Source organism: Yersinia sp. KBS0713, assembly GCF_005937895.2.
In the GTDB taxonomy this organism is placed as follows: domain Bacteria; phylum Pseudomonadota; class Gammaproteobacteria; order Enterobacterales; family Enterobacteriaceae; genus Yersinia; species Yersinia bercovieri.
The window spans coordinates 3,913,378-3,940,097 of the sequence record NZ_CP042173.1; the positions used below are offsets into that span (position 1 = coordinate 3,913,378).

Below are 26,720 nucleotides of genomic sequence, written 5' to 3' on the forward strand. Positions count from 1 at the left end.
CTTATGAAAAACGCCACTTTTTATCTGCTCGAACACGACACGCCCGCCGGTGAGCTGCGCGCTCATGAAGCATTGGCCTGCGAGATTGCCGCTGCTCGTTGGCGGACGGGCAAACGGGTGTTGATCGCCTGTGAGAGTGAAGAGCAGGCCCAGCGGCTAGATGAAGCCCTGTGGCAACGCGCACCTGACCAGTTTGTACCGCACAATCTGGCCGGTGAAGGGCCAAAATATGGCGCACCGGTTGAATTAGCCTGGCCTGAACGGCGTGGGAACTCCCCCCGTGACCTGCTTATTAGCCTGCTACCCGAGTTCGCAGGTTTTGCCACCGCTTTCCATGAAGTGGTAGACTTCGTTCCTTACGAAGAAAATTTGAAACAGTTGGCGCGCGACCGATATAAGTCTTATCGCAGCGTCGGCTTCCACTTGACCACGGCAACGCCGCCAACTAATTGAAATAAAAAGAAAATGGAAAACACACCTTCTAGCATCGACAAAACTGAGCCGTCCCTCGATAAAACCTACAGCCCGCAAGAAATTGAGCAGCCGCTGTATGAACACTGGGAAAAACAGGGTTATTTCAAGCCGAACGGCGATACCAGCAAAGAGAGCTACTGCATCATGATCCCGCCGCCGAATGTAACCGGCAGCCTGCACATGGGCCATGCTTTCCAGCAGACCATCATGGACACCTTAATTCGCTACCAGCGTATGCAGGGGAAAAACACCCTGTGGCAAGCGGGTACTGACCACGCCGGTATCGCTACCCAAATGGTGGTTGAGCGCAAAATTGCCGCCGAAGAGGGCAAAACCCGCCACGATTACGGCCGTGAAGCCTTTATCGATAAAATCTGGCAGTGGAAAGATGAATCAGGCGGCACTATCACCCGCCAGATGCGCCGTTTGGGTAACTCCGTGGATTGGGAACGTGAACGTTTCACCATGGACGATGGCCTCTCCAACGCGGTTAAAGAAGTGTTTGTCCGTCTGCACAAAGAGGATCTGATTTACCGTGGCAAACGCCTGGTAAACTGGGACCCGAAATTGCGCACTGCCATCTCTGATCTGGAAGTGGAAAACCGCGAATCCAAAGGCTCGATGTGGCATCTGCGTTATCCGCTGGCCGATGGGGCCAAAACCGCTGAAGGCAAAGATTATCTGGTCGTGGCAACCACGCGTCCGGAAACTGTGCTGGGCGATACCGGTGTTGCCGTCAATCCAGAAGATCCGCGCTATAAAGATCTGATCGGGAAAGAAGTGATCCTGCCACTGGTTGGCCGCCGCATTCCGATCCTCGGTGACGAACACGCGGATATGGAAAAAGGCACCGGCTGCGTGAAAATCACGCCAGCCCACGACTTTAATGACTATGAAGTGGGCAAGCGCCACGCCCTGCCGATGATCAACATTCTGACCTTCGACGGTGATATCCGCGCAGAAGCGGAAGTGTTTGATACCAATGGCGAAGCGACCGATACATGCAGCGGCGCAATTCCAGAGCAGTTCCAAGGTCTTGAGCGCTTTGCGGCCCGTAAAGCGGTGGTCGCTGAATTCGATAAGCTCGGCCTGCTGGAAGAGGTTAAGCCGCACGACCTGACAGTGCCTTATGGTGACCGTGGTGGCGTGGTCATTGAGCCAATGCTGACCGACCAGTGGTATGTCCGCACAGCCCCGCTGGCGAAAGTCGCCATTGAAGCGGTGGAAAACGGCGAGATTCAGTTCGTACCTAAGCAGTACGAAAACATGTATTACTCATGGATGCGCGACATTCAGGACTGGTGTATCTCCCGTCAGTTGTGGTGGGGTCACCGAATCCCAGCCTGGTATGACGAGCAGGGTAAAGTGTATGTCGGTCGCGATGAAGCTGAAGTGCGCCGCGAAAACAACCTCGGCCCTGAAATTGCCTTACGCCAGGACGAAGACGTGCTGGATACCTGGTTCTCATCTGGTCTGTGGACCTTCTCCACACTGGGCTGGCCTGAGCAGACCGAAGCACTGAAAACCTTCCACCCCACCAGTGTGGTGGTCAGTGGCTTTGACATTATTTTCTTCTGGATTGCCCGCATGATCATGATGACCATGCACTTTATGAAAGATGAAAATGGTAAACCGCAGGTGCCGTTTAAAACCGTGTACATGACCGGCCTGATCCGCGATGACGAAGGGCAGAAAATGTCCAAATCGAAAGGTAACGTCATCGATCCACTGGATATGGTTGACGGCATTTCGCTGGAAGAGTTGCTGGAGAAACGTACCGGCAATATGATGCAGCCGCAGCTGGCAGAGAAAATCCGCAAGCGCACTGAGAAGCAGTTCCCGAATGGCATTGAGCCACACGGCACTGATGCCCTGCGCTTCACTCTGGCAGCACTGGCCTCCACTGGCCGTGATATCAACTGGGACATGAAGCGCCTGGAAGGGTATCGCAACTTCTGTAACAAGCTGTGGAACGCCAGCCGTTTCGTGCTGATGAACACCGAAGGGCAAGATTGCGGGCAGAATGGCGGCGAAATGGTGCTGTCACTGGCTGACCGCTGGATTCTGGCTGAATTCAATCAGACCATCAAAGCCTATCGCGAAGCGATGGACACCTACCGCTTCGATCTGGCGGCCGGTATTCTGTACGAATTCACCTGGAACCAGTTCTGTGACTGGTATCTGGAGCTGACTAAGCCGGTGATGAACAGCGGTTCTGAAGCTGAGCTGCGTGGGACTCGCCATACGCTGATTGAGGTATTGGAAGCGCTGCTACGTCTGGCACACCCCATCATTCCTTACATCACTGAAACCATCTGGCAGCGGGTTAAGAGCCTGAAAGGCATTACCGCAGACACCATTATGTTGCAGCCTTTCCCTGAATATGACGCCAGCCAGGTTGATGAAAAAGCGCTGAGTGATTTGGAATGGATCAAGCAGACCATCATTGCTGTACGTAATATCCGCGCAGAAATGAATATCGCCCCAGGTAAACCACTGGACGTCATGCTGCGTGGCGCTAGTGCTGAAGCTCAGCGCCGGGTCCTGGAAAACCAGAGCTTCATCCAGTCGCTGGCTCGCTTATCCTCCCTCACTCTGTTAGCTGACGGAGATAAAGGCCCAGTCTCAGTGACCAAATTGGTTGAAGGTGCAGAAGTGCTGATCCCAATGGCGGGTTTGATCGATAAAGCCACTGAGTTGGATCGTCTGGCGAAAGAAGTGGCGAAGCTGGAAGCAGAAATTGAGCGTATCGAAGGCAAATTGAGTAACGAAGGTTTTGTCGCACGTGCGCCAGAAGCCGTGGTTGCCAAAGAGCGCGAGAGAATGACCGCCTGTGCTGAAGCCAAACAGAAGTTAATTGAGCAGCAAGCGACTATCGCCGCACTGTAAATTAATCTGACATGAAGTAAGTACTCACTGGGGGCCATGATAATCTGGCTCCCAGTTTTTTTACCATTGCATTAATTCAGTGTTAAATGGTATTACAGATTATAACTAAGATATTACCTTTGGGTTTATAGAGCATGACCACAGCTACATCTATCCACCTGCTGGTGCGCCCCATCCTCGCCGCAGACAATCTCGCTATCGCCAATGTTATCCGCGACGTCTCGGCTGAATTTGGCCTAAGCGCAGATAAAGGCTATACCGTGTCTGATCCGAATCTGGATCACTTATATGAGCTGTATAGCCAGCCGCGCAGTGCTTACTGGGTGGTTGAAGTGGACGGCAATATTGCCGGTGGTGGTGGTATCGCCCCCTTGTCGGGTGGTGACACCGATCTGTGTGAATTGCAGAAAATGTACTTTCTGCCACTATTGCGCGGTAAAGGTTTGGCAAAGCAATTGGCATTGCAGGCGCTAGAGTTTGCCCGCCAGCAGGGCTTTGGTCGCTGCTATCTGGAAACCACCGCCAGCCTGACCAGCGCAGTAGGTTTATATGAAAAATTAGGTTTTGAGCATATTGATGGGCCGATGGGCAACACCGGTCATGTGGATTGCGAAGTGACGATGCTGAAAACATTGTGATTATTCAGGGCGCATTAAGCGCCCTGAAACTATTGGCTAACACCCCTGCGGCTGCCAGGAAAAAAAATTTCCCAAAGCCATTGGAGTCGCAGGTAGGCAGCAAGCAAACGCATCCCGATGAGCTTACTCAAGTAAGTGATTCGGGTAAGTGCGTGCAGCTAACACCCCTGCGGCTTCTAGGGCGAAGGGAAATTAGTGACGCTTACCGTCGTCATCCTCATCCACCAACTCTTCATCATCGAACTCACCCTCTTCATCATCTTCTGCGTCGGGATCTTCGTAGTAGGTGCCCCAGCCGTCGTAATTTACGCCGCATTTTTCAGCTAATGCGATTAACTGTTCAACCTGCGCATCAATAATTTCAGCATTCAGAGCAACTTCGCTGATCACGTCACAGCACATCACCATAGAGCCATCTTCCACTTCCAGCTCTTCAGCATCTGTCACTTCATAACCCAGTTTGAATGCTTCAACAGCGGCTTTTTCCAGCACTTCGAACTTTTCAGAAGAGAGGTGGTGTTCAATCGTGTACAGCGCATCGGGATCACTACCATCGTCCAGCAGTTCTTCAATGATCAGGCGGGTCTCGTCACGTTGTTCGTCCAGCATTTCGCGGTTTGCCATGCCTTTATCCTCAGTCAATGGGCTTAATATGGCGCTATTTTCCCACACCCACGCGGTTGCCTCCACTATAAACGAGAAAGATTTATTGATGGGGGTTGTAATTGAATATTTATACGTATAAATTGAATTTAAATTCAATTAGACTATTCAGGATGCAAGCTATGAGCACTATGAGTCAGTTCTACAATCGTCACTTTCTAAGGTTACTGGATTTTACCCCCACTGAAATTACAGCCCTGCTGGATTTGGCGGCTGAGTTAAAGCAAGCCAAGAAATCCGGCTGTGAGCAGCAAAAACTGGTAGGTAAGAATATCGCGCTCATCTTCGAAAAAGAGTCGACCCGTACTCGATGCTCTTTCGAAGTTGCCGCATATGATCAAGGTGCGCGCGTGACTTACCTCGGCCCAGGGGGAAGTCAGATTGGGCATAAAGAGTCAATTAAGGATACCGCCCGTGTATTAGGCCGCATGTATGACGGTATCCAGTATCGTGGTCATGGCCAGCAAGTGGTTGAAACATTGGCTGAATATGCGGGAGTTCCGGTGTGGAATGGCCTGACCAATGAATTCCACCCGACTCAATTACTGGCGGATTTATTGACTATGCAGGAGCACCTGCCGGGTAAGCCATTGAGTGAAATGAAATTTGCCTATCTCGGTGATGCGCGCAACAACATGGGTAACACCATGTTAGAAGCCGCCGCACTGGTGGGGATGGATTTACGTCTGGTCGCGCCAAAAGCGTGCTGGCCGGAGGCCCAACTGGTGGCGGATTGTCAGGCGCAGGCGCAAAAAACTGGCGGTAAAATCACACTGACAGAAGATATTGCCGAAGGCGTGAAGGGCGCTGATTTCCTGTATACCGATGTTTGGGTCTCAATGGGGGAACCCAAAGAGGTCTGGCACGAGCGGGTTGCACTGCTGAAACCCTATCAGGTCAATATGAGTGTGGTGAAGCTGACCGGTAACCCACAGGTCAAGTTCCTGCACTGCCTACCTGCATTCCATGATGATCAAACCACTCTGGGTAAGCAGATGGCAGAGCAGTACAACTTGCCAGGCGGAATGGAAGTTACCGATGAGGTGTTTGAATCCGCGCACAGCATCGTGTTTGATCAGGCAGAAAACCGCCTGCATACCATCAAAGCAGTGATGGTCGCCACATTGGGTCAACACTAAACATAACAGGGTCGGCTATCTGAAGTATCGGCTTTTGATTATTTTTACACCTAATCAATAAGCGTTATTGGCGCAGGCAGATTGAGTGCGGACAGCGCGCAGCCAACGGAGCATACACGGAGTATGTGACGGCGGCGAGCACTGCCCGAAGCTCAAGCTGGCAAGCAAAATAGCCTATTTCACCGCCATCTTCACGACGGCTTTGCGCACATTCGCTGGCTCACCGACGGCACACAATGGCTTATGCACTTCTCCGGGATAGAACACCACAAAATCACCGGTTTGCATAATAAACTGCTTTTCATCGACACCCGCCGGTAAAAAAGCAATATCTTTGTCCGCCAACCAGTCGGTATCTGGCTTACCGGCTGGTTGATTACTGAAGGTCATCCCCTCAACGCCTGCCAAAACAATCTGAATATCCAGATACCTGGCATGATATTCCGCTCGGCGATTTTCCAGATAGTCAGTGCTGTCATTGGAAATCAGCACGAACAGATTATTGCCATCAATATCATGCTTACCCAAAGGGGTTTCTGCGGTGATATGGCTTTTCACATATTCGATGGCCTCTTTCAATTGCGTAGGCAGATAGGGCAACAACTCCAAATGATGAATATTTCCGGTAATCATGGCTTTCCCTTTCGTGAAGATAAAATGAAATAACGTTCCATTATAACCAATTCACCGTTCATGGCGTGGGAAGATTTCGCGATAAATAAGGGTTTTTATTGTTAGCCCGAAATCGCCTCATAATCATTACTTTTCCGCAATACTTTCTTATCACTTATTGTTATAACAAATAACTGTTGAGACTTTGACCACAGACAGCAAAGCCACTATCGTGAGAAACTGCGATGAAATAGTCGAAAAAACAATAATTTCCTCGTGATGTTAACCGGCGCTACTTACTATCAATGCAAGCAGCATTGATGGTCGAATCCATGTCAGGGAGTCTCAATGAAAGCTAAAATTCTGTCATTAATGGTTTTGACAGCACTATCTGGTAGCGTACTGGCAGCAACGCCAGCAGATACGCTGGTGGTTGTACAATCCCTGGATGATATCGTCAGCCTGGATCCAGCAGAAAGTAATGAACTCTCTAGCATTCAGACTGTGCCAAGTCTCTATCAGCGCCTGATACAAGCCGATCGTGATAATCCGGCGCAAATTGTGCCAGTCTTGGCTGAGAGTTGGCAAGGCGATGCCGCCGCCAAAACACTAACCGTGAAGTTGCGCCCAGACGCCCTGTTTGCATCCGGTAACCCAGTGCAAGCCGATGACGTGATTTACTCTTTCACCCGCGCAATCAAGATGAACCGTTCACCGGCCTTTATTCTTAACGTTCTGGGCTGGGACGCGAGCAACATCGATCAACATCTGAAAAAGATCGACAAAAATACCGTGCAACTGAGCTGGAGTGCAGATGTCAGCCCGGCGGTTGCCCTGAATATCTTATCAACGCCGATCGCCTCGATTGTTGATAAAAAAGCGGTCACCGCCAATGTAAAAGAGAATGACTACGGCAATGCTTGGTTGAAAATGCATTCAGCTGGCAGTGGCCCGTTCAAAATGCGGGTTTATCAGCCGCATCAGGCTATCGTGTTGGATGCCAACCCAACATCGCCGGGTAACAAGCCGCTGATTAAAAATATTATTATCAAAAACGTGCCAGACCCAAGCGCTCGCCGCCTGCTGATTCAGCAAGGTGATGCCGATATCGCCCGCGAATTAGGGCCAGACCAGACTGCCGCGTTGAAAACACAAGCGGGCGTCCAAGTGGTTGAGATCCCCTCGGCGGAGCAAAACTATTTGGTGTTTAACACCGCTAACCCAGCCAACCCGCTGCTGAAAAAACCAGAATTCTGGCAGGCCGCACGCTATCTGGTTGATTATCAGGGCATTACCAAAGACCTGCTGAAAGGCCAATATTTTGTGCATCAAAGCTTCCTGCCTGTCGGTTTACCGGGTGCGCTGGAAAGCAATCCGTTTACCTTTGATCCGGCTAAGGCCAAAGAAATTCTGACCAAAGCGGGCATTAAGGATGCAACCCTAACCCTGGACGTTGAGAACAAACCACCGTTTATCACCATCGCCCAATCGTTACAGGCAAGTTTCGCCCAAGGTGGCGTGAAGTTGGTGCTACTGCCAGCCGCAGGCAGTCAAGTCTATGGTCGAGTGCGCGCCAAGCAGCATCAGTCCGCTATCCGCTTGTGGATCCCGGATTACTTCGATGCGCACTCCAATGCCAGCGCCTTTGCCTATAATGATGGTAAGAGCAGCACTGTTGCCGGTTTAAACGGCTGGGTTATTCCTGAGCTGAATAAGCAGACACTGGCAGCCGTGGCAGAAGCCGATCCGGCGAAGCGCACTGCGCTCTATACCCAGTTGCAACAAGAGCTACAACAGAACTCGCCTTACATCTTTATTGATCAAGCCAAAGCGCAAGTTGTGCTGCGAGACAATGTTAAGGGCTATCAACAGGGCCTGAATGCAGATATGGTCTATTATGACCGTGTCAGTAAATAGGGTATTACCTTACTTTGGGTAGAGCCTCGCTGACTTATCAATAAAGTTTTTATGAAATATAAGTAGGTTGATAGTCGATGTCTGTCGCACTAAATCAAACGCCGGGAACCCAATCCCGGCGTCGTCTTTGGGGGTTTCTACAGGGATTATTGACCCTGGCCCTAACCCTATTCGGTCTACTGGTGATCACCTTTTTCCTGTCGGCTATGTCGCCAGTGGATCGGGTGTTACAAATTGTCGGCGACCACGCCAGTGAGGCCACTTATCAGCAGGTCAAGCACCAGCTCGGGCTGGATCAACCATTAGCGGTGCAGTTCTGGCACTATCTGGTGCGGCTGGCCCATGGTGATTTGGGACTTGCCAGTGCCAGTGGTCAGCCGGTATTGCAGGACTTGCTCACCGTCTTCCCCGCGACACTGGAGCTGGCGACCTTATCGCTGATCATTGGTGCCACACTCGGCGTTATTCTCGGTTTATTGTGTGCTCGTTGGGCGGGTAGCAAGCTGGATGCCGCAATTCGCTTTGTCACCTTGCTAGGTAACTCGGTGCCTATCTTCTGGCTTGGCTTGCTGATGCTATTGCTGTTTTATGCGCGCCTGCAATGGAGCCCCGGCCCCGGTCGCCTCGATGACATTTATCAATATACCGTGGAAGCAAAAACCGGTTTTGCCCTGATCGACAGCTGGCGCTCTGGTGATGCCGGAGCTTTTGGCAATGCCATCGCCCACTTGATTCTGCCGGTTGCCCTGCTCTCTTACTATGCGCTAGCCAGTATCACCCGTCTGACCCGTTCGGCCTGCCTAAGCGAACTGAATAAAGAGTACATTACGCTGGCGAGGGCCAAAGGTGCCGGTGAAATGCGCATTCTGCTGATGCACGTGCTGCCAAATATCCGGGGCACCCTGCTCACGGTGATTGCGCTGGCCTATACCAGTATGCTGGAGGGGGCGGTGTTAACCGAAACTGTCTTTGCCTGGCCGGGGATTGGTCGCTACCTCACCAGCGCCCTGTTTGCCGGCGATACCACCGCCATAATGGGCGGAACACTGCTACTCGGTATGTGCTTTATTGTGATTAACAATGTAACGGATCTGCTGGTCCGCTTGCTGGACCCGAGAACGCGCTGATATGTCGATAACACTTATATGTCTATAACCACCGTCTGCTACACGCTAAAGCGTTCCCCCTCCACCAGCATTGGGCTGTTGATTCTCTCCTTGCTGGTGATAATTGCGATTTTCGCCCCGTGGATCGCCCCACAAGATCCTAACTGGCAAAACGCTGCCGATCGGCTGCTACCGCCCGGTGCCGCAGGTCATTGGCTGGGAACTGACAGCTATGGTCGCGATATGCTGTCGCGCCTGATTTATGGCACTCGCCCCACTCTCGGCTTGGTGCTGTTGGTCACGGTGATCACGCTGCCGCTAGGATTGCTGGTTGGGGTGCTTTCCGGCTATTACGGCGGCTGGCTCGAACGTGTTCTGATGCGTGTCACTGATGTGGTGATGTCGATGCCACGGCTGATTTTAGCCTTTGCTTTTGTCGCAATGCTCGGCCCCGGATTGATTAACGGTGCATTGGCGTTGGCGCTGACCACCTGGCCTGCCTATGCCCGTCAGGCGCGCGCCGAGATCCAATTATTACGCCAAAGCGACTATCTGGCGGCGGCTGAAATGATGGGCATCAAGGGGCTGCGTCTGCTTTGGGGCCACATTTTACCTATGTGCCTCCCCTCAGCGGTGGTGCGACTGGCGCTGGATCTGGCCGGAATTATCCTGGCAGCCGCAGGGCTAGGTTTCCTCGGTTTAGGCGCTCGCCCGCCGATGTCGGAATGGGGATCGATGGTCGCTGACGGTATGCAGGTTATCTTCGATCAATGGTGGATTGCCGCCATTCCGGGCTGCGCTATCTTGCTCAGCAGCATGGCGTTTAATCTGTTAGGCGATGGCCTGCGCGATATTTTGGACCCTCACCATGACTGATAAAATTTTCGCCGTAGAGAATTTGTGTGTCGATTTTCAGCAGCAGCGGGTGGTGGATAACATCTCCTTCCAGCTTGGTCACGAGCGCGTCGCATTAGTGGGCGAATCTGGCTCCGGCAAATCCATTACTGCCAGAGCGTTGATGGGATTAGTCCGCTCACCGGGAAAAGTCAGCGCCCAAAAGCTGAGCTATTACTCGGATAATACCGATGACCAAGGGGAGCCAGGCCAGGTTATTGAGCACGATTTATTGCAGCTGAAGCCTAAGCAGTGGGGGGCGCTACGTGGCAAAGAGGTCGCTATGGTGCTGCAAGATCCCCGCTATGCGCTAAATCCAGTGCGCACTGTGGGCAAACAGATTGCAGAGTCTCTGCTGCTACACAATGCACTGTCCGGTGCTGACACCCATGAGCGAGTGTTAAATGCGCTGGCGTCAGTTGGCTTAAATGAGAGCGCCTACCACCAATACCCCGGCCAGCTTTCCGGCGGTATGGGGCAGCGGGCGATGTTAGCCATCGCGTTGGTGAATAACCCGCGAGTATTAATTGCTGACGAACCAACATCAGCGTTGGATGCCAAACTGCGTAACCAGATCCTTGAGTTGATCGTCGAGCAGACCGAGCAGCGCAATATGAGCTTGCTGCTGATTAGCCATGATCTGCCGTTGGTATCAGAGCATTGCCACCGCGTGTTGGTGATGTATCAGGGGAAACTGGTGGATCAGGGGCTGGCAGCCGAGTTGCCGCACTCAACTCACCCTTATACCCACACCTTATGGGCTTGCCGCCCGAGCGCCAGCACCTATGGCAGTGAACTGCCGGTATTGGATCGCAGCGCCGATTTCTCTGGAGGCTCCCGTGGCACTGATTGAAGTCAATAACTTACGGGTCAGTTTCGCCCAGAAGAGTCAGGTGAAAACCGCAGTTGAGTCGGTCAGCTTTGCGGTTGAAGAGGGGGAAACTTTTAGCCTGATCGGCGCATCCGGCTGTGGTAAATCCACCGTGTTGCGCACACTGGCCGGCTTACAACGGGAGTGGCAAGGCGAGATAACCTTACTGGGTAAGCCATTACGGCCGGGGCAGCGTTTCACCGGCCAACTGCGTAAAGATGTGCAGATGGTGTTTCAAGACCCTTATGCTTCACTGCACCCGCAACATAATATTCAGCGCACGCTGGGTGAGCCGTTAAAAATTCACGGCGAGAAGAGTATTCAGCAGCGGATTGATCAAGCCTTAGCGCAAGTGGGCCTGCCCGCTTCTGCGGCGCTACGTTATCCCCATCAATTCTCTGGTGGCCAGCGCCAGCGTATTGCTATCGCCCGCGCCCTGCTGCTGCGACCAAAACTGCTGCTGCTAGATGAACCCACCTCGGCATTAGATATGTCGGTTCAGGCCGAGATACTTAACCTGCTCAATCAGTTAAAACGCGAGCACGGCATGACCTATTTGCTGGTGAGCCACGACAGCGACGTGGTGGCACATATGTCCGAGCGCGCAGCCATGATGGAGAGTGGCCGGATAGTGAGAACCTTCTCACGCCGCGATCTAGAACTGGCGGAACATTTTATGGGGTAATTTTGGATGGGGCTGATTAGGTTTTTAAGCTAAACATCGGCCCCATAAAAAACGCCTGCCTCCCCCCGCTGAACAGCAAATAACCCTAACGTCAATTTCCTTGCTCTACGTCAATTTAGTTTATCGCCACCTATATATAGTGGTTGTGGCAACATAGACACCTATATGTAGTAGTTATCCACAAAAGCATCCACACCCCCTCGCAGCCCTTATGTGCTGCGGGTCGCCTTGTGGATAACCCTACGCGGCAGGATACAGGAGCGACATTGTGAAAACAGTAGTGATTAAACGGGACGGTTGTCAGGTGCCTTTTGATGAGGTGCGTATCAAGGAAGCCGTCGAGCGCGCAGCTTTAGCTGTTGGCGTTGTAGACGCAGATTATTGCGCAACTGTTGCCCGGGTGGTCGCTCAGACGATGGAAAACCAGCCGAAGGTTGATATCCGCGATATCCAAAATGCGGTCGAAAACCAACTGATGGCCGGTCAATACAAGCAGTTAGCCCGAGCTTATATCGAGTATCGCCATGACAGGGATATCTCGCGGGAACTGCGTGGTCGCCTGAATCAGGAAATCCGGGGTTTGGTAGAGCAGAGCAACAAAGCACTGCTGAACGAAAATGCGAATAAAGACAGCAAAGTTATCCCGACGCAGCGCGATTTGCTGGCCGGTATTGTCGCCAAGCACTACGCCAAACAGCATATCTTGCCGCGTGATGTGGTACTGGCCCATGAGCGCGGTGAGATCCACTATCACGATCTGGATTACGCGCCATTCTTCCCAATGTTCAACTGCATGTTGATTGATCTCGATGGCATGCTGACACAGGGCTTTAAAATGGGTAACGCGGAGATTGAGCCGCCGAAATCCATCTCAACCGCCACCGCTGTCACGGCACAAATTATCGCGCAGGTCGCCAGCCATATCTATGGCGGCACAACCATAAACCGCATCGATGAAATTCTGGCCCCGTTCGTCACTGAAAGCTTTAATAAGCATAAATCTGTGGCGCAAGAGTGGCAGATCCCTGATGCCGCCGGTTATGCCATGTCGCGCACTGAGAAAGAGTGTTACGACGCCTTCCAGTCGCTGGAATATGAAGTGAACACCCTGCACACCGCCAATGGTCAGACGCCATTTGTCACCTTCGGTTTCGGGCTGGGCACCAGTTGGCAGTCGCGCATGATCCAGCAGGCTATTTTGCGTAACCGCATTGCTGGCTTGGGCAAAAATCGTAAAACTGCCGTCTTCCCGAAACTGGTATTCGCTATCCGTGACGGCCTGAATCACAAATTTGGCGATCCTAACTACGATATCAAACAGTTAGCGCTGGAGTGCGCCACCAAACGCATGTATCCCGATATTCTGAATTATGACCAGGTGGTGAAAGTCACTGGCTCCTTTAAAACGCCAATGGGCTGCCGCAGCTTCCTCGGTGTTTATGAAGAAGAGGGCAAACAGATCCACGATGGCCGTAACAATCTGGGGGTCATCAGCCTTAACCTGCCGCGCATCGCGCTGGAAGCTAAAGGCGATGAAGAGAAATTCTGGCATTTGCTGGATGAGCGCCTGCTGTTAGCCAAGAAAGCGCTAATGACCCGCATTGCCCGTCTGGAAGGGATCAAAGCACGAGTCGCGCCTATTTTGTATATGGAGGGGGCGTGCGGCGTGCGCTTACAGGCGGACGACAATATCTCTGAAATCTTTAAAAATGGCCGCGCATCCATCTCACTGGGCTTTATCGGGATTCATGAAACCGTTAATGCGCTGTTTGGCCATCAAACTCATCTCTTTGATGATGAAAAGTTACGTGAAAAAGCCGTGGCGATCGTCGAGCGCATGAGACAAGCCACGGATAACTGGAAAGAGGAGACCGGTTACGCCTTCAGTCTGTACAGCACGCCAAGTGAAAATCTGTGCGACCGCTTCTGTCGCCTTGATACCGCTGAGTTTGGCGTGGTCGATGGTGTGACAGACAAAGGTTACTACACCAATAGCTTCCATCTGGATGTCGAGAAGAGAGTGAACCCCTACGACAAGCTCGACTTCGAAGCGCCTTACCCGCCATTGGCTAACGGCGGTTTCATCTGTTATGGCGAATACCCTAACTTGCAGCATAACCTGCGGGCGCTGGAAGATGTGTGGGACTACAGCTACAGCCGAGTCCCCTACTACGGCACCAACACGCCGATTGATGAGTGCTACGAATGTGGCTTTACTGGCGAGTTCTCCTGCACCAGCAAAGGTTTTACCTGCCCGAAATGCGGCAATCACGAGCCATCGAAAGTGTCGGTCACCCGCCGGGTGTGCGGCTATCTGGGTAGCCCCGATGCGCGGCCATTCAACGCCGGTAAGCAAGAAGAGGTGAAACGCCGGGTGAAACATTTGGCTAATGGGCAGTTGGGCTGACTGAGATAAAGGGGCGGTTTGCCACCGCCCATGCATGGAGTTAATACCATCAATTACCATCAATACTACCCGGTCGATGTCATTAATGGCCCCGGCACTCGCTGCACGCTGTTCGTCTCCGGCTGCGTGCACGAATGTGTCGGCTGCTATAACAAAAGTACCTGGCGGCTTAATTCGGGTAAGCCGTTTACCTCAGCAATGGAGGATAGGATCATCGCAGATCTGAATGACTCCCGCATTTCGCGCCAGGGGCTATCCCTCTCTGGCGGCGATCCACTGCATCCGCAAAATTTGTCCGCTATCCTGCAACTGGTAAAGCGAGTGCGTGACGAGTGCGACGGCAAAGATATCTGGGTCTGGACCGGTTATACACTCGCCGAGCTGACAGACGATCAACAGCAAGTGGTTGATTTAATTAACGTGCTGGTCGACGGTAAATTCGTGCAGGATCTGAAAGATCCCTCACTTATCTGGCGCGGCAGCGGCAATCAGGTGATTCACCACCTACGTTAGATAGTCTGACCTATCTATAAACCATTAAATTAATTCGCAAAGTTATAGGTTAAAGTCGCATTAAAGCGCCAGTCACGGCGCGAACTATCACTGGGCAGGTCGCCAATCGGCCTCGCCCCTTCCAGTGATAGCGAATAGTGTTTGTTGTCACCTAAAGTCACGCCCACCGCGTAAGAAGCCAGTTTTTGTGCGCGGAATATTGGCGAGTTGTACCAGGTATGGGCACTATCCACCACCACATAGGGCTGGATTGATTTCAGCCAGACGCCGTTTTCCCGAGTGTGCATATAGCGCATTTCAACCTGCCCACCGTAGCCATAATCCCCTGTAGCCTCGCTATCTGGATAACCACGACCAAACCGCAGCCCGCCAAAGGTGACATGCTCGGCTTGCGGCAAATCATTGTCAGACCAATCACCTTCTGCTGCTGCACTTAAGCGCCATTTTTCATCTATCAGATAAGCACCATCACCGGTCAGTTTCCAGCGGGTGAAGTCTAAATCACCCCAAGGAACTGAGCTGGATGCCAGACCGCCATTGATACCTTTGCGCACACTCGCACGGGTACTCCAATAGGCTTGCGTATATTCACGGTAACCCGTCAGCGCCAATTCAGCCGCTGGATAACGCATCCGCTGATTATTATCTGCCAAATCGACCAATAAGTTATTTTGGCTATTTAGTCGGGCGCGTTGTTTCAGGGTATAACTTTTCTCCAGATAGTCGAGGCCACCACTGACCATCCATTGGCGCTTGCGGGTTAATTCCAGCGGATAGCTCAATACTACACCGCCGATATATTGTCTCTGCTCAGTGCGGCCAGCTAATGTAATATCCTGCGGATAGAAGGTCAGTAAATCCGTATAATCTTTCGGGTCCTGCTTATAATAACTGCCACGCGTTTGCAGCAATAATCCATTACTGCCTAAATATTGCTGATAGTTTACGCCTAGGTATTGATCTCTATTTTTATTATTGAGCGGCAATAGTGTCGCGATACCAAATTGCTCGGCATAGGGCGTAAAACCACTTAAGGTCGCATTAAGCACCCCACTGTATACCCCTTTGCGGCTATCCAGTGCGGAACTGATATTCCAGTTACGCGGATGATCCGCTTTAATATCCAGTAATGTCGCGCCATAAATATTGTCCGGATCTTTCGCCGTGGCGATCACTTTGGTGTCCGGTGTGCGGCTCATCAAAATATTGTAGCGCTCAAAAGTATCCTGTGTCAGTGGCTTCTCTGCCATGATGTGCTGAGCGAGTTTAGTCAGCCAGCGGCCAATCATCGCGTTGTCACTTTGAATTCGGGTATTCGCAATATAGCCCTCAACCAATCCTATTTTTAATGTGCCATTGGCGAAATTATCAGAGGGCAAATAAGCATAAGAGAGCACATAGCCCTCTTGCTGATACCGCTGAGTAATAGATTGCGTCGCCACCAGCAGACTCTTTAATGGGACTTTTTTGCCAATATAGGCATTAAATGGCTCGCTCAGCAGTTTAATGTCATAACGGGTGCCGCCGATAAATTGAATATGTTGCACATCAATTAATGTATCGAGTGTCAATTTAGGGCCGGGTGCAGCAGTTGAAATAGCGGGTGGAGCTGTTCGTGCTGGTTGTGGCTTGGTGATATCACGAGATATTCTGGATGGGTTATTCTGATCGATTAACATCGGCACAGTATTAGCCAATGCACTGTATTGCCATCCCAAAAACAATAATAGCCACACTCTATTATTCATAGAATATTTCCTTATGCGCACATAAAATTATAATCTTAATGGCCTATTGTTATTATCTTTAAATAAGATGCTCCCCACAGAGATGAGGGGAGCAAATCTTGCTATTCACTAATTGGATTTCGGTTTCAACAATCCGCCCACACCGCCGAGCAAACTCCCACTCGCGCTGGCATTCGCAGATCCCCCAGCGCTCAGCCCACCGGTTACCCCACCCACGCTACTATTCACTCCAGCCAATAAGCCATTGGAGCCACTGGTGGAGGTCGGTGATGCCACCAAGCCACCCGCACTCGAAACCGCCTGTCCAGTGCCTTGCAGCACTTGGCCCACCCCGGCTAAAGCAGGTGCATTGGTGCCTAGTTGTGTGCCAGAGCTAGAGACCGTTCCACCCACCGAAGTTAATAAGTTGTTCACTGGCGCACCAATACCGGTGGTGGCGCCCACTGATTGAGTCACGTCTTGTACCTGACCCACCACCGGTGTCACTATCCCGGTCGCCGCCGTCGTCAGCTTGCTGGTGGTGCCGGTTTGCAGATCTTGCGCCAATCCATTGCCGATAGCGCTGACTGTTCCGCCAGTTTTATCGACCAATCCACCCGCAGTACCGGTCACGCCCGCCAGTGGCGTATTGGTGCCGATAGCTGAAACTGTACCGCCTAATCCTGAAACACCGGTACCCACATCAGCCACCGCTTTCGGTACACTGGCCGCTGTCGTGCCTAAAGCATTAGGATTATTTCCCAATTGACCCACACCGGTCTGTAATCCAGTCCCGACCTCACTGACCGCATTGCCTGCACTGTCAACCACGGTGACCAGACCTGAGCCGACCACCGGCAAGCTACCAATCGGGGTTTGGCTGACCACATCACTAACGGTATTGCCAACGCCATCCACCGCTGTGCCTACACCACTGACGACATTGCCGGTCGCAGAGTTACTGCTGGTCGTTCCGCCGCCAGCCCCGCCATCCATGCCTCCGTCCGTCCCTGACCCCCCGGTGGTTTGGCCCGAATTATTCTTCGCCGCATTGTGAGAACCGCCGCCACTGCCGCTACAGGCGGCAAGGGAGCACGCAAGCAATATTGCCAAACTTATCTTGCTCAGATGGCTGATATTATTAGGGTGCATAGTATAACCCCTCAGAGAGAACGCCATAGCGGCGTGGATTAACTATAAGAGACACTTATGTTTCTCTCAAGTTGCACTAATGTTTATTTTTTGTTTAATCAGATAAATTATCGAATGAAGATGTATCAGATTGATAATGCGATAAATCTTTTTCATATAAACAGCGCATTTTTATCACACCAAAAGTTCACCGTTCCGCCATCTCAGCTTAACCCTACTGTCATGAAAAAAAGCCAGCATAGCGGTGAGTTCACTTACCGGTTATCGCCATGACAATCACCCCACTGCCTGTCTGTTTGACTCTTTCTGCTGCTTCAGTTTGTCTGGCCGTCAGTGGTGATTGTGCTGAGAGAGGATATATCTGCCATGCACTTATCTAGACCACCGACCAGTTTCCCTACCCGCTATCAACAGATTGCGGCCCAGTTAGAACAAGAGCTTCGCGGCAACTATCGCTGTGGCGATTACCTGCCTCCCGAGCAGCAACTGGCTGATCATTATCAGGTTAATCGCCATACTCTGCGCCGTGCCGTCGACCAATTGGTTGAGCGCGGCTGGCTGCAACGCCGTCAGGGTATCGGTATTCTGGTATTGATGCGCCCATATGACTATCCGCTGCATGCCAACGCGCGCTTTAGCCAAAACCTGCTGGATCAGGGTAGTGACCCCACCAGTGAGCGCTTACTAGCGGTCTTACGCCCTTGTGTCGAGCATGTCGCCAAAGCACTCTCGCTGGAAGAGGGCGCACAAGTGATCCACTTACGCACCTTGCGGCGGGTCAATGGCGTGCCCGTCTGTGTGATCGATCACTATCTGCCAGACCTCACTTGGTGGCCCGCGCTGCAACAGTTCAACTCCGGCTCGCTACATCAATTCATCAGCCAGCACCTGCAACAACCACTAAGCCGCAGCCAGACACGTATCAGCGCCCGTCGCGCACAGGCCAAAGAGAGCCGCTTGCTGGAGATTGCCACCCATGCGCCCTTGCTGTGTGTGCGCACCTTAAATATCTGTGTTGCTAGCCAACAGGTGGCGGAATACTCCGTCAGTCTGACCCGCGCAGACATGATTGAACTGACCATGGAGCACTGAATGGAAAGCACCTCAACCACCCGGCAGCGCTGGATGTCAGTGCTGGCACACAGCCAACCGGCTGAGCTTCTCGCCCACTGGCAGCCGCTGAATCTCTCTCCCATGTATCAAGTGATCCGTGCGCCAGAGATTGGCTTAAACCAATTGCAGGCCAGAATGGGGGCCACTGGCCGCCGCTTTATTCTCGGCGATATGACCATGACCCGCGCGGTCATCATGTTGAATGGCACTCCCGATATTTATGGCTACAGCTACATTGCCGGGCGCAACAAATCCCATGCCGAACTTTGTGCGCTGCTGGATGCCTTGCTGCAACTCTCTACCCTCAACAGAGATCCATCCACCGCCCACGGCAAGCCGGCCGGGCTGAATGAGTTGCTGCTGAGCACGGTGATTTACCCACTGGCAGCGGCGCAACAAGAGCGCCGACAGCTTCGCGCCCGCGCTATTGCCGCCAGCAAAGTGGATTTTTTCACCTTAGTGCGAGGTGAAGATTGATGCGCATATTCAGCCATTTTGACCATCCGGTTGACGATGCTCAGCACACTTTTCGCCGCCTTCTCAAGGCGTTGAGCGAACCTGGAGTGTTAGTCGCGCTGCCCCCGCTCTCCGGTTGGCAGCCACTGAATCCCGCCACCACCAGTCTGCTACTGACACTGGCGGATCAGGAGACCCCGCTCTATCTGGACGCCGCGCTAAGCAGTGCTGAGGTGCAACACAATCTGCGCTTCCATACCGGTGCGCCGCTGACGGCAAGCAGTGCTACGTCCAGTTTTGCGCTATTTGGCGAGGCGGTCACGGCGGAGCAATTGGCCGCCTGTTCCGCGGGTGATGAACTCTCGCCAGAAGACGCCACCACAGTGGTGATTCAAACCGGCAGCTTGCACCACGGCATAGCATTACGTCTGCGCGGGCCGGGCATTGAACACAGCCGCATGGTCGCACCGCAACTGCCCGCTGCCGTGCTGAATTATCTGCTTAATCGCCCCGCCGCCTTCCCTGCGGGTATCGATTTTCTGTTTACCTGTGGTGAGAGCCTGATGGCGATCCCACGAACCACCCATGTGGAGGTGTGCTGATGTACGTTGCAGTCAAAGGGGGCGAAAAAGCCATTGCGGCAGCCCATCAATTGCTGGAACACCAGCGGCGCGGCGACACCCAGATCCCGGCGATCGATTGCGAGCAGATCGAGCAACAGCTGGGGCTGGCAGTCGATCGGGTGATGACCGAAGGGGGCATCTATGATCGCGAACTGGCCGCCCTGGCGATTAAGCAGGCCAGCGGCGATCTGGTTGAAGCCATCTTCTTGCTACGCGCCTATCGCACCACCTTGCCACGTCTCGCGATAAGCCTGCCACTGGCGACTGAGAACATGCGGCTGGAGCGACGCATTTCCGCCATTTACAAAGACCTACCCGGCGGGCAGGTGCTCGGCCCGACCTACGATTACACCCATCGGCTGCTGGATTTTACTCTGCTGGCCTCCGGTGATGCCCCTACTCCCCCCCGTGGCCGCGAAGCAGCGCCGGATGATTTACTGCCGGATAACTGCGCCCATGTATTTGATTTACTGGCGCAAGAGCAGTTAGCACATCCGGAGCAAGATGACGGCACACCGCCGGAGGATATCACTCGTCACCCGCCAGTTTACCCCTGCGGTCGTTCGGCGCGGCTGCAACAATTGGTGCGGGGCGACGAAGGTTTTCTGCTGGCGCTGGGCTACTCCACTCAGCGCGGTTATGGTCGCACCCACCCGTTTGCCGCCGAAATACGTACCGGTGACCTGACCATCTCCATCCAGCCGGAAGAGCTGGGATTTGCTATCGATATCGGCGAGATCCTGCTGACCGAGTGTGAAATGGTCAATGGCTTTGTCGATCCGGCGGCAGAACCGCCGCACTTTACCCGTGGTTACGGGTTGGTCTTTGGTCGCGGCGAACGTAAGGCGATGTCGATGGCGCTGATGGATCGCGCCCTGCAAAGCCGCGAATATGACGAAAAAGTCACCAGTCCGGCGCAGGATGAGGAGTTCGTGCTCGCCCACGCCGATAACGTCGAGGCCGCTGGTTTTGTCTCCCACCTCAAGCTGCCCCATTACGTCGATTTTCAAGCTGAGCTGGAGCTGCTAAAGCGCCTGCGCCGTGAGCACTTCTCCTCTGCTGAACCCACCCAAACACAGGAGCCGCACCATGACTGAGGTTCTCACCGGTTACAATCTGGGTTATCTGGATGAGCAGACCAAGCGGACATTGCGCCGCGCGCTGCTAAAAGCGGTGGCGATCCCCGGTTATCAGGTGCCGTTTGCCGGGCGGGAGATGCCGATGCCTTATGGCTGGGGTACTGGCGGCATTCAACTGACCGCCTGCTTAATTGGCCGCTCGGACGTGCTGAAAGTGATTGATCAGGGGGCGGATGACACCACCAATGCGGTGTCGATCCGCCGCTTCTTCCAGCGGGTCAGCGGTGTGGCAACCACGGAAAAAACCACCGACGCCACACTGATCCAGACTCGCCACCGCATTCCAGAAACGCCGCTCACCGCAGATCAGATCCTGATCTACCAAGTGCCGATCCCTGAGCCGCTGCGCTTTATCGAACCACGGGAGAGCGAAACCCGCAAAATGCATGCGCTGGAGGAGTACGGCGTGATGCAGGTGAAGTTGTACGAAGATATTGCCCGCTACGGCCATATCGCCACCACCTACGCCTATCCGGTGAAAGTGAATGATCGCTACGTCATGGACCCCTCGCCGATCCCGAAATTTGATAATCCCAAAATGCATATGATGCCCGCCCTGCAACTGTTCGGCGCGGGTCGCGAGAAGCGCCTGTATGCCCTGCCGCCATTTACCAAGGTGGAGAGTCTGGATTTCGACGATCACCCCTTCACCGTGCAGCAGTGGGGTCACCCCTGCGCCCTGTGTGGATCACGTCACAGTTATCTCGATGAGGTGGTGATAGACGATCAGGGCAGCCGGATGTTTGTTTGCTCGGATACTGATTTCTGCCAGCAGCAACTGGCGCAGATAGCCGCACAAGATAGCCTGACCCACGAGGTAAACACCCGATGATCTCTGCACCCTCAGTTTCCGCCCCCCATCCGCTGTTATCGGTGGAGAATCTCACCCATCTGTATGCGCCGGGTAAGGGATTCAGCGACGTCTCTTTCCAGCTCTATCCCGGCGAAGTTTTGGGGATCGTCGGTGAGTCTGGCTCGGGGAAAACCACACTGCTGAAATCCATTTCAGCGCGGCTGGCCCCGCAGCAGGGGCAGATTATTTACCGCCCTGACGCCCAGCAACCGGTTGATTTATATCAGATGGCCGAGAGTCAGCGCCGCCGTTTACTGCGCACCGAATGGGGCGTGGTGCATCAGCACCCGCTAGAGGGTTTACGGCCACAAGTCTCGGCAGGCGGCAATATCGGCGAGCGCTTAATGGCTATCGGCCAGCGCCATTACGGCGAGATTCGCCAACAGGCAGGCCGCTGGCTGGAGGATGTCGAGATCCCCTTATCCCGTCTGGATGATCTCCCCACCACCTTCTCCGGCGGTATGCAACAGCGGCTACAAATTGCCCGTAATTTGGTGACCCATCCGAAACTGGTGTTTATGGATGAACCCACTGGCGGGCTGGACGTCTCGGTACAGGCGCGGCTGCTGGATTTACTGCGCAATCTGGTGGTAGAGATGCAGCTCGCCGTGGTGATTGTCACCCATGACCTCGGCGTCGCCCGCCTACTGGCGCACCGCCTGTTGGTGATGAAAGAGGGCCTGGTTATCGAAAGCGGCCTCACCGACCGGGTACTGGACGACCCCCACCACCCCTATACCCAGCTACTCGTCTCATCAGTGCTGCAAAACTGATCCAACTGATTTTCTTGGCTTTTGATTTTTGATTTTGACCTTGATTTTGACCTTAAAGCGCAATCGGAAATATTACCGACCAAGATTGCAGACCGAATGAGCCGCATGGACGCGGCGAAAGGGGCTGTCGAGCTGGGAGCGAGTCAGCCCCGATTCGAACAGTCGGCAAGCGAAACAATCACCGGATCTAAACAACAGCACACAAAAAAACAACCACGAGAACTCACCATGAATCAGCTACAACTCAAAGTCGAAAATCTCAGTAAAACCTTCGTGCTGCACCAGCAGCACGGGATTCGTCTGCCGGTACTGCATCACACCGCCCTTGAGGTCAACAGTGGCGAATGTGTGGTGTTGCACGGCCACTCAGGCAGCGGCAAATCTACTCTGCTACGCTCTTTATATGCCAACTATCTCCCTGACAGCGGCCATATTTGGGTCAAACATCAGGGGGAGTGGCTGGATATGGTGGCAGCCGAGGCACGGCAGATCATGGCAGTGCGCCGTCATACCCTGGGTTGGGTCAGCCAGTTCTTGCGGGTGATCCCCAGGATCAGCGCTTTGAATCTGGTGATGCAACCGCTGCTGGAGTTGGGCGTCGATCGCCCGACCTGCCAACAGCGGGCGCAAGATCTGCTCACGCGCCTGAATGTCCCACCACGGCTGTGGGATCTGGCGCCCTCGACCTTTTCCGGTGGGGAGCAGCAGCGGGTCAATATCGCCCGTGGCTTTATCGTGGATTACCCCATTTTGCTGTTAGATGAGCCAACAGCATCACTGGACAGCAGCAACAGCGCCGCCGTGGTGAGCCTGATTGATGAGGCCAAGCGACGAGGTGCCGCCATTGTTGGGATTTTTCATGATGAAAACGTGCGCAATCATGTCAGTGACCGCTTACTGATCATGACGCCGCCCCCCTCTCATATCAGCACGGAGATCCCAGCATGATCCTCAATAACGTCAATCTCATTCTGGAAGATCAGGTGGTCAGCGGATCACTGGAAATTAAAAATGGTGAGATCAGCAGTTACAGTGATCGCCCGACTCAACTTTCAGCGGCGATAGATGGACAAAATGGCTGGCTACTGCCGGGGTTGATCGAGCTGCATACCGATAATTTGGACAAATTTTTCACCCCACGGCCCAATGTCGATTGGCCCGCCCATTCGGCGATGAGCAGTCATGACTCGCTGATGATCTCCTGCGGGATCACCACGGTGCTGGATGCCGTCGCCGTCGGTGATGTACGCGACGGCGGCCATCGGCTGGATAACCTGCAAAAAATGATTAATGCGGTGGTGGAGAGTCAGCGGGCGGGGCTAAACCGTGCTGAACACCGAATTCATTTGCGCTGTGAATTACCCCATGAGAGCACCCTGCCGCTGTTTGAAGAGTTGATGTTGCAGCCGGAGCTATCATTGGTGTCGCTGATGGATCACTCACCGGGCCAGCGCCAGTTCGCCTCTCGGGCAAAATATCGTGAATATTATCAGGGAAAATATCACCTTAGCGATCAGCAAATGGCTGAATTCGAAGAGGAGCAAGTCACACTGTCGGCACGTTGGTCCACGCCAAACCGAACCGCCATTGCGGCGCGGTGTCGTCAGTTGGGCATCCCGCTCGCCAGCCATGATGATGCAACCGCCGAGCATGTGGCGGAATCTCAGGCGCTGGGCACGGTAATTGCCGAGTTCCCGACCACCGAGGCGGCCGCCAGCGCCTCCCATCAGCAGGGCCTGCAAGTCTTGATGGGCGCGCCGAATATTGTCCGTGGCGGTTCCCACTCCGGTAATGTCGCCGCGCACCAACTGGCCGCACTGGGCGTATTGGATATCTTATCCTCTGATTATTACCCGGCCAGCTTGCTGGATGCGGCATTTCGCATCGCGCAGGATACGAGTAATGACTTTAACTTGCCGCAAGCAGTTAATTTGGTGACCCGCAACCCCGCCCGCGCACTGGGGCTGGAAGATCGTGGCGTGATTGCCGAGGGGAAACGGGCTGATTTGCTTCTGGCACGTGAGCACCATGGCTCGCAGGGGAGGCATATTTATGTGCAAAACGTCTGGCGTCAGGGGATACAGGTGTTCTGATGGCGCGCTTAATCTATCTAATGGGCGCATCTGGCGCAGGAAAGGATTGTCTGTTGTCGGCGCTGCGGGCGGCAAAACCGGCAAATATTATCGTCGCTCACCGCTATATCACCCGCGAGGCCCATGCTGGCGCGGAAAATCATATCGCGCTGAGTGAACAAGAGTTTCTCCAGCGGGTAGAGCAGGGATTGTTCGCCCTGCATTGGCAGGCGCATCAATACCGCTATGGGGTGGGTATTGAGATCGATCTCTGGTTGCAGCACGGGCTGGATGTGATGGTCAATGGCTCCCGAGCTTATTTACCTGAGGTTGAGCGGCGCTATCCCGGTCAACTGCTACCACTGTGTCTGACCGTCTCACCCGCCACTCTGGCGCAACGATTGCAGCAGCGCGGGCGAGAAAACAGTGAGCAAATTAGTGAGCGCTTACAACGGGCGCAGCACTATCAGCAGCAGTTGCCGGTTAACTGCTTGCGGCTTTGCAATGATGGCGAACTGCACCATACCCTACGGCAGTTGCAACAATTGCTGGCCACTCATCCCACCACAGATAACGACATTGGAGGTCAAAAATGGAGCTGACATTGTTAGGCACGGGCTGCGCCCAACAGGTGCCCGTCTTTGGTTGCAACTGCGTGATTTGCGTCAACGCCAGAGCGCAACCCGCATTGGGCCGTAAAGCTTGCAGTGCCATGGTGCGCTATCAGGGGGAAACCAGCTTAATTGATGCGGGATTGCCGACTCTGAATCAGCAGTTTGCTGCGGGGGAAATTCAGCGTTTTTTGCTTACACATTACCACATGGATCACGTTCAGGGGCTATTTCCATTACGTTGGGGGTGCGGAAATTCGATCCCAGTCTATGGGCCGCCAGATCCAGACGGCTGTGATGACCTGTATAAACACCCCGGAATACTGGCCTTTCAGCCGCCATTACAGCCATTTCATGGGGTTCGATTCGGTCAACTGCGGGTGACTCCGGTGCCGCTAAATCACTCCAAAATCACCTTCGGCTACTTGCTGCAAAGTCACAATCGCACCATTGCTTATCTGACCGACACCATCGGGCTACCCGCCGACAGCGCACTATTTCTTGCCAGTAAAAACATTGATTTACTGGTGATGGATTGCAGCCATCCGCCACAGATCCCGCCGCCACGCAATCACAATGACGTGACCATGGCACTGGCGGTCGCTGACCTATTGCGGCCAACCGCAATGCTATTGACCCACATCAGCCACCAGCTTGATCGGTGGTTACTCGATAACCCACTCCCCACCGGGGTCGCCGTCGCCCATGATAATCAGACGATTCTCCTGCCATGATTAACCTTGCATTTGGGCGGATGATAATATGGTCACACCTGCGTGTGGTGGCGCGAAAGCCTGATCCAGCATGGCCTGCGCCACATCTTTACCCTTAATCAGCCGCCACTTATCTGGCAATAGCGCAAACAACGGCGCGCTGATACTCTCCATCAACCGTGGTGTGGCGCGCTGACCCGCCAGCATGGAGGGTCGGGCAAAGGTGAGTTGTGGCCAGCCCTGAAGCTGCAAATCCCGCTCGGCTTCACCTTTGGTACGATTATAAAACAGCCATGAGCTGGCATTGGCCCCCATTGCACTGACCAGCAGGAGATGCCGTGCACCCAAGCGCAGACCGGTTTCACCCGCCGTCAGCACCAGTCGATAATCCACCTGACGAAACGCCGCCTGACTGCCCGCTTGCTTGCGGGTGGTGCCCAGACAGCAAAACACCAGATCCACCGGTTCAGCCAGTGTTTTTAGCAGTTCGCCGATATTCTCGCCCTGCGGATTGATCAGCTTATTCATGGCAGGCAATGGCTTGCGGCTGGGTGCAATGATAGATGTCACTCTGGCATCCAAACGTAGCAGGCGCAGCAATTCGCCCCCCACCAAACCACTTGCCCCCAGTAATAATACCTTCGCCATCTGACCTCCCAATAAAAGCGCTAGCGCCTCCC

Annotated in this window: 26 protein-coding genes; 21 read left to right on the forward strand and 5 right to left on the reverse strand. The window is 53.5% G+C overall.

Going from position 1 to position 26,720, the window contains the following annotated elements; translation table 11 throughout:
- Positions 1–3: 3 nt before the first annotated feature.
- From FFE93_RS18565 to FFE93_RS18575, 3 genes are all read left to right on the forward strand, one after another.
- Positions 4–453, forward strand: a complete 450-nt coding sequence (locus FFE93_RS18565) for a DNA polymerase III subunit chi (RefSeq protein ID WP_005276485.1) — start codon at positions 4–6, stop codon at positions 451–453.
- Positions 454–465: 12 nt separating this feature from the next.
- Positions 466–3,363: a valine--tRNA ligase gene (locus tag FFE93_RS18570; RefSeq protein WP_138775761.1), complete on the forward strand. Its 2,898-nt coding sequence runs from the start codon at positions 466–468 to the stop codon at positions 3,361–3,363.
- Positions 3,364–3,497: 134 nt separating this feature from the next.
- A complete protein-coding gene (locus FFE93_RS18575; protein ID WP_005276489.1) occupies positions 3,498–4,001 on the forward strand; it encodes a GNAT family N-acetyltransferase in 504 nt (167 codons plus the stop codon).
- Between the two features lie 192 nt (positions 4,002–4,193).
- Here the strand turns inward: FFE93_RS18575 and rraB are convergent, their stop codons facing one another.
- A complete protein-coding gene (gene rraB / locus FFE93_RS18580; RefSeq protein ID WP_032897072.1) occupies positions 4,194–4,625 on the reverse strand; it encodes a ribonuclease E inhibitor RraB in 432 nt (143 codons plus the stop codon).
- Positions 4,626–4,795: 170 nt separating this feature from the next.
- Here rraB and argF point away from each other — a divergent pair, with 170 nt between their 5' ends.
- Entirely contained in the window at positions 4,796–5,803 is a 1,008-nt protein-coding gene (argF, locus tag FFE93_RS18585) for an ornithine carbamoyltransferase (RefSeq protein WP_032897160.1), read from the forward strand.
- 174 nt (positions 5,804–5,977) lie between these two features.
- Here the strand turns inward: argF and FFE93_RS18590 are convergent, their stop codons facing one another.
- Positions 5,978–6,436 (reverse strand): YhcH/YjgK/YiaL family protein, encoded by a 459-nt coding sequence (locus FFE93_RS18590; RefSeq protein WP_005272529.1) that lies wholly within the window; start codon positions 6,434–6,436, stop codon positions 5,978–5,980.
- Positions 6,437–6,763: 327 nt separating this feature from the next.
- Between FFE93_RS18590 and FFE93_RS18595 the strand changes: the two genes are divergently transcribed.
- From FFE93_RS18595 to nrdG, 7 genes are all read left to right on the forward strand, one after another.
- A complete protein-coding gene (locus FFE93_RS18595) occupies positions 6,764–8,332 on the forward strand; it encodes an ABC transporter substrate-binding protein (protein ID WP_005272530.1) in 1,569 nt (522 codons plus the stop codon).
- 77 nt (positions 8,333–8,409) lie between these two features.
- Positions 8,410–9,459, forward strand: coding sequence for an ABC transporter permease (locus FFE93_RS18600; protein WP_032897075.1), 1,050 nt, complete (start codon positions 8,410–8,412; stop codon positions 9,457–9,459).
- A gap of 18 nt (positions 9,460–9,477) precedes the next feature.
- Positions 9,478–10,314, forward strand: coding sequence for an ABC transporter permease (locus FFE93_RS18605; protein WP_032897077.1), 837 nt, complete (start codon positions 9,478–9,480; stop codon positions 10,312–10,314).
- Complete coding sequence (locus tag FFE93_RS18610) at positions 10,307–11,185, forward strand: ABC transporter ATP-binding protein (RefSeq protein WP_138775763.1); 879 nt, start codon at positions 10,307–10,309, stop codon at positions 11,183–11,185. The genes FFE93_RS18605 and FFE93_RS18610 overlap by 8 nt, the downstream gene beginning before the upstream one ends.
- Positions 11,172–11,888, forward strand: a complete 717-nt coding sequence (locus tag FFE93_RS18615) for an ABC transporter ATP-binding protein (RefSeq protein ID WP_032897081.1) — start codon at positions 11,172–11,174, stop codon at positions 11,886–11,888. Before FFE93_RS18610 ends, FFE93_RS18615 begins: the two co-directional genes overlap by 14 nt.
- Positions 11,889–12,156: 268 nt before the next feature.
- Entirely contained in the window at positions 12,157–14,295 is a 2,139-nt protein-coding gene (gene nrdD / locus FFE93_RS18620) for an anaerobic ribonucleoside-triphosphate reductase (protein ID WP_005272539.1), read from the forward strand.
- A gap of 48 nt (positions 14,296–14,343) precedes the next feature.
- Entirely contained in the window at positions 14,344–14,808 is a 465-nt protein-coding gene (gene nrdG, locus FFE93_RS18625; protein WP_049600109.1) for an anaerobic ribonucleoside-triphosphate reductase-activating protein, read from the forward strand.
- Positions 14,809–14,837: 29 nt separating this feature from the next.
- On the opposite strand, the gene FFE93_RS18630 is transcribed toward nrdG, so the two are convergent.
- Positions 14,838–16,556 (reverse strand): ShlB/FhaC/HecB family hemolysin secretion/activation protein, encoded by a 1,719-nt coding sequence (locus FFE93_RS18630; RefSeq protein ID WP_138775765.1) that lies wholly within the window; start codon positions 16,554–16,556, stop codon positions 14,838–14,840.
- A gap of 108 nt (positions 16,557–16,664) precedes the next feature.
- On the reverse strand, positions 16,665–17,687 hold the full coding sequence (locus FFE93_RS18635) for a collagen-like triple helix repeat-containing protein (RefSeq protein ID WP_138775767.1): 1,023 nt from the start codon (positions 17,685–17,687) through the stop codon (positions 16,665–16,667).
- Positions 17,688–18,053: 366 nt separating this feature from the next.
- Between FFE93_RS18635 and phnF the strand changes: the two genes are divergently transcribed.
- The 10 genes from phnF (at position 18,054) to phnP (ending at position 26,061) form a co-directional block, all read left to right on the forward strand.
- Positions 18,054–18,779, forward strand: a complete 726-nt coding sequence (phnF, locus tag FFE93_RS18640) for a phosphonate metabolism transcriptional regulator PhnF (RefSeq protein ID WP_032897083.1) — start codon at positions 18,054–18,056, stop codon at positions 18,777–18,779.
- On the forward strand, positions 18,780–19,277 hold the full coding sequence (gene phnG / locus FFE93_RS18645) for a phosphonate C-P lyase system protein PhnG (protein ID WP_138775769.1): 498 nt from the start codon (positions 18,780–18,782) through the stop codon (positions 19,275–19,277).
- Positions 19,277–19,858, forward strand: a complete 582-nt coding sequence (gene phnH, locus FFE93_RS18650; RefSeq protein ID WP_138775771.1) for a phosphonate C-P lyase system protein PhnH — start codon at positions 19,277–19,279, stop codon at positions 19,856–19,858. The genes phnG and phnH overlap by 1 nt, the downstream gene beginning before the upstream one ends.
- Positions 19,858–20,976 (forward strand): carbon-phosphorus lyase complex subunit PhnI, encoded by a 1,119-nt coding sequence (locus FFE93_RS18655; protein ID WP_054872530.1) that lies wholly within the window; start codon positions 19,858–19,860, stop codon positions 20,974–20,976. Before phnH ends, FFE93_RS18655 begins: the two co-directional genes overlap by 1 nt.
- A complete protein-coding gene (locus FFE93_RS18660; protein WP_138775773.1) occupies positions 20,969–21,850 on the forward strand; it encodes an alpha-D-ribose 1-methylphosphonate 5-phosphate C-P-lyase PhnJ in 882 nt (293 codons plus the stop codon). Before FFE93_RS18655 ends, FFE93_RS18660 begins: the two co-directional genes overlap by 8 nt.
- The gene (phnK, locus tag FFE93_RS18665) at positions 21,847–22,644 is read left to right on the forward strand and encodes a phosphonate C-P lyase system protein PhnK (RefSeq protein WP_032897091.1); all 798 of its coding nucleotides are present in this window, start codon (positions 21,847–21,849) and stop codon (positions 22,642–22,644) included. Before FFE93_RS18660 ends, phnK begins: the two co-directional genes overlap by 4 nt.
- 228 nt (positions 22,645–22,872) lie before the next feature.
- Entirely contained in the window at positions 22,873–23,592 is a 720-nt protein-coding gene (gene phnL / locus FFE93_RS18670; RefSeq protein ID WP_032897165.1) for a phosphonate C-P lyase system protein PhnL, read from the forward strand.
- Entirely contained in the window at positions 23,589–24,737 is a 1,149-nt protein-coding gene (gene phnM, locus FFE93_RS18675) for an alpha-D-ribose 1-methylphosphonate 5-triphosphate diphosphatase (protein ID WP_049600013.1), read from the forward strand. Before phnL ends, phnM begins: the two co-directional genes overlap by 4 nt.
- Positions 24,737–25,318 (forward strand): ribose 1,5-bisphosphokinase, encoded by a 582-nt coding sequence (phnN, locus tag FFE93_RS18680; protein ID WP_049600015.1) that lies wholly within the window; start codon positions 24,737–24,739, stop codon positions 25,316–25,318. The genes phnM and phnN overlap by 1 nt, the downstream gene beginning before the upstream one ends.
- Complete coding sequence (phnP, locus tag FFE93_RS18685) at positions 25,309–26,061, forward strand: phosphonate metabolism protein PhnP (RefSeq protein WP_049600018.1); 753 nt, start codon at positions 25,309–25,311, stop codon at positions 26,059–26,061. Before phnN ends, phnP begins: the two co-directional genes overlap by 10 nt.
- Here phnP and FFE93_RS18690 read toward each other — a convergent pair whose 3' ends face one another.
- Complete coding sequence (locus tag FFE93_RS18690; protein ID WP_049600116.1) at positions 26,062–26,688, reverse strand: hypothetical protein; 627 nt, start codon at positions 26,686–26,688, stop codon at positions 26,062–26,064.
- Positions 26,689–26,720: the final 32 nt, after the last annotated feature.

What these genes read in the sequence shown, in the direction of transcription:
- FFE93_RS18565 (WP_005276485.1), top strand. Translation starts at nt 4, where the DNA reads ATGAAAAACGCCACTTTTTATCTGCTCGAACACGACACGCCCGCCGGT.
- FFE93_RS18570 (WP_138775761.1), top strand. Translation starts at nt 466, where the DNA reads ATGGAAAACACACCTTCTAGCATCGACAAAACTGAGCCGTCCCTCGAT.
- FFE93_RS18575 (WP_005276489.1), top strand. Translation starts at nt 3,498, where the DNA reads ATGACCACAGCTACATCTATCCACCTGCTGGTGCGCCCCATCCTCGCC.
- rraB (WP_032897072.1), bottom strand. Translation starts at nt 4,625, where the DNA reads ATGGCAAACCGCGAAATGCTGGACGAACAACGTGACGAGACCCGCCTG.
- argF (WP_032897160.1), top strand. Translation starts at nt 4,796, where the DNA reads ATGAGTCAGTTCTACAATCGTCACTTTCTAAGGTTACTGGATTTTACC.
- FFE93_RS18590 (WP_005272529.1), bottom strand. Translation starts at nt 6,436, where the DNA reads ATGATTACCGGAAATATTCATCATTTGGAGTTGTTGCCCTATCTGCCT.
- FFE93_RS18595 (WP_005272530.1), top strand. Translation starts at nt 6,764, where the DNA reads ATGAAAGCTAAAATTCTGTCATTAATGGTTTTGACAGCACTATCTGGT.
- FFE93_RS18600 (WP_032897075.1), top strand. Translation starts at nt 8,410, where the DNA reads ATGTCTGTCGCACTAAATCAAACGCCGGGAACCCAATCCCGGCGTCGT.
- FFE93_RS18605 (WP_032897077.1), top strand. Translation starts at nt 9,478, where the DNA reads ATGTCTATAACCACCGTCTGCTACACGCTAAAGCGTTCCCCCTCCACC.
- FFE93_RS18610 (WP_138775763.1), top strand. Translation starts at nt 10,307, where the DNA reads ATGACTGATAAAATTTTCGCCGTAGAGAATTTGTGTGTCGATTTTCAG.
- FFE93_RS18630 (WP_138775765.1), bottom strand. Translation starts at nt 16,556, where the DNA reads ATGAATAATAGAGTGTGGCTATTATTGTTTTTGGGATGGCAATACAGT.
- FFE93_RS18635 (WP_138775767.1), bottom strand. Translation starts at nt 17,687, where the DNA reads ATGCACCCTAATAATATCAGCCATCTGAGCAAGATAAGTTTGGCAATA.
- phnF (WP_032897083.1), top strand. Translation starts at nt 18,054, where the DNA reads ATGCACTTATCTAGACCACCGACCAGTTTCCCTACCCGCTATCAACAG.
- phnG (WP_138775769.1), top strand. Translation starts at nt 18,780, where the DNA reads ATGGAAAGCACCTCAACCACCCGGCAGCGCTGGATGTCAGTGCTGGCA.
- phnH (WP_138775771.1), top strand. Translation starts at nt 19,277, where the DNA reads ATGCGCATATTCAGCCATTTTGACCATCCGGTTGACGATGCTCAGCAC.
- FFE93_RS18655 (WP_054872530.1), top strand. Translation starts at nt 19,858, where the DNA reads ATGTACGTTGCAGTCAAAGGGGGCGAAAAAGCCATTGCGGCAGCCCAT.
- FFE93_RS18660 (WP_138775773.1), top strand. Translation starts at nt 20,969, where the DNA reads ATGACTGAGGTTCTCACCGGTTACAATCTGGGTTATCTGGATGAGCAG.
- phnK (WP_032897091.1), top strand. Translation starts at nt 21,847, where the DNA reads ATGATCTCTGCACCCTCAGTTTCCGCCCCCCATCCGCTGTTATCGGTG.
- phnL (WP_032897165.1), top strand. Translation starts at nt 22,873, where the DNA reads ATGAATCAGCTACAACTCAAAGTCGAAAATCTCAGTAAAACCTTCGTG.
- phnM (WP_049600013.1), top strand. Translation starts at nt 23,589, where the DNA reads ATGATCCTCAATAACGTCAATCTCATTCTGGAAGATCAGGTGGTCAGC.
- phnN (WP_049600015.1), top strand. Translation starts at nt 24,737, where the DNA reads ATGGCGCGCTTAATCTATCTAATGGGCGCATCTGGCGCAGGAAAGGAT.
- phnP (WP_049600018.1), top strand. Translation starts at nt 25,309, where the DNA reads ATGGAGCTGACATTGTTAGGCACGGGCTGCGCCCAACAGGTGCCCGTC.
- FFE93_RS18690 (WP_049600116.1), bottom strand. Translation starts at nt 26,688, where the DNA reads ATGGCGAAGGTATTATTACTGGGGGCAAGTGGTTTGGTGGGGGGCGAA.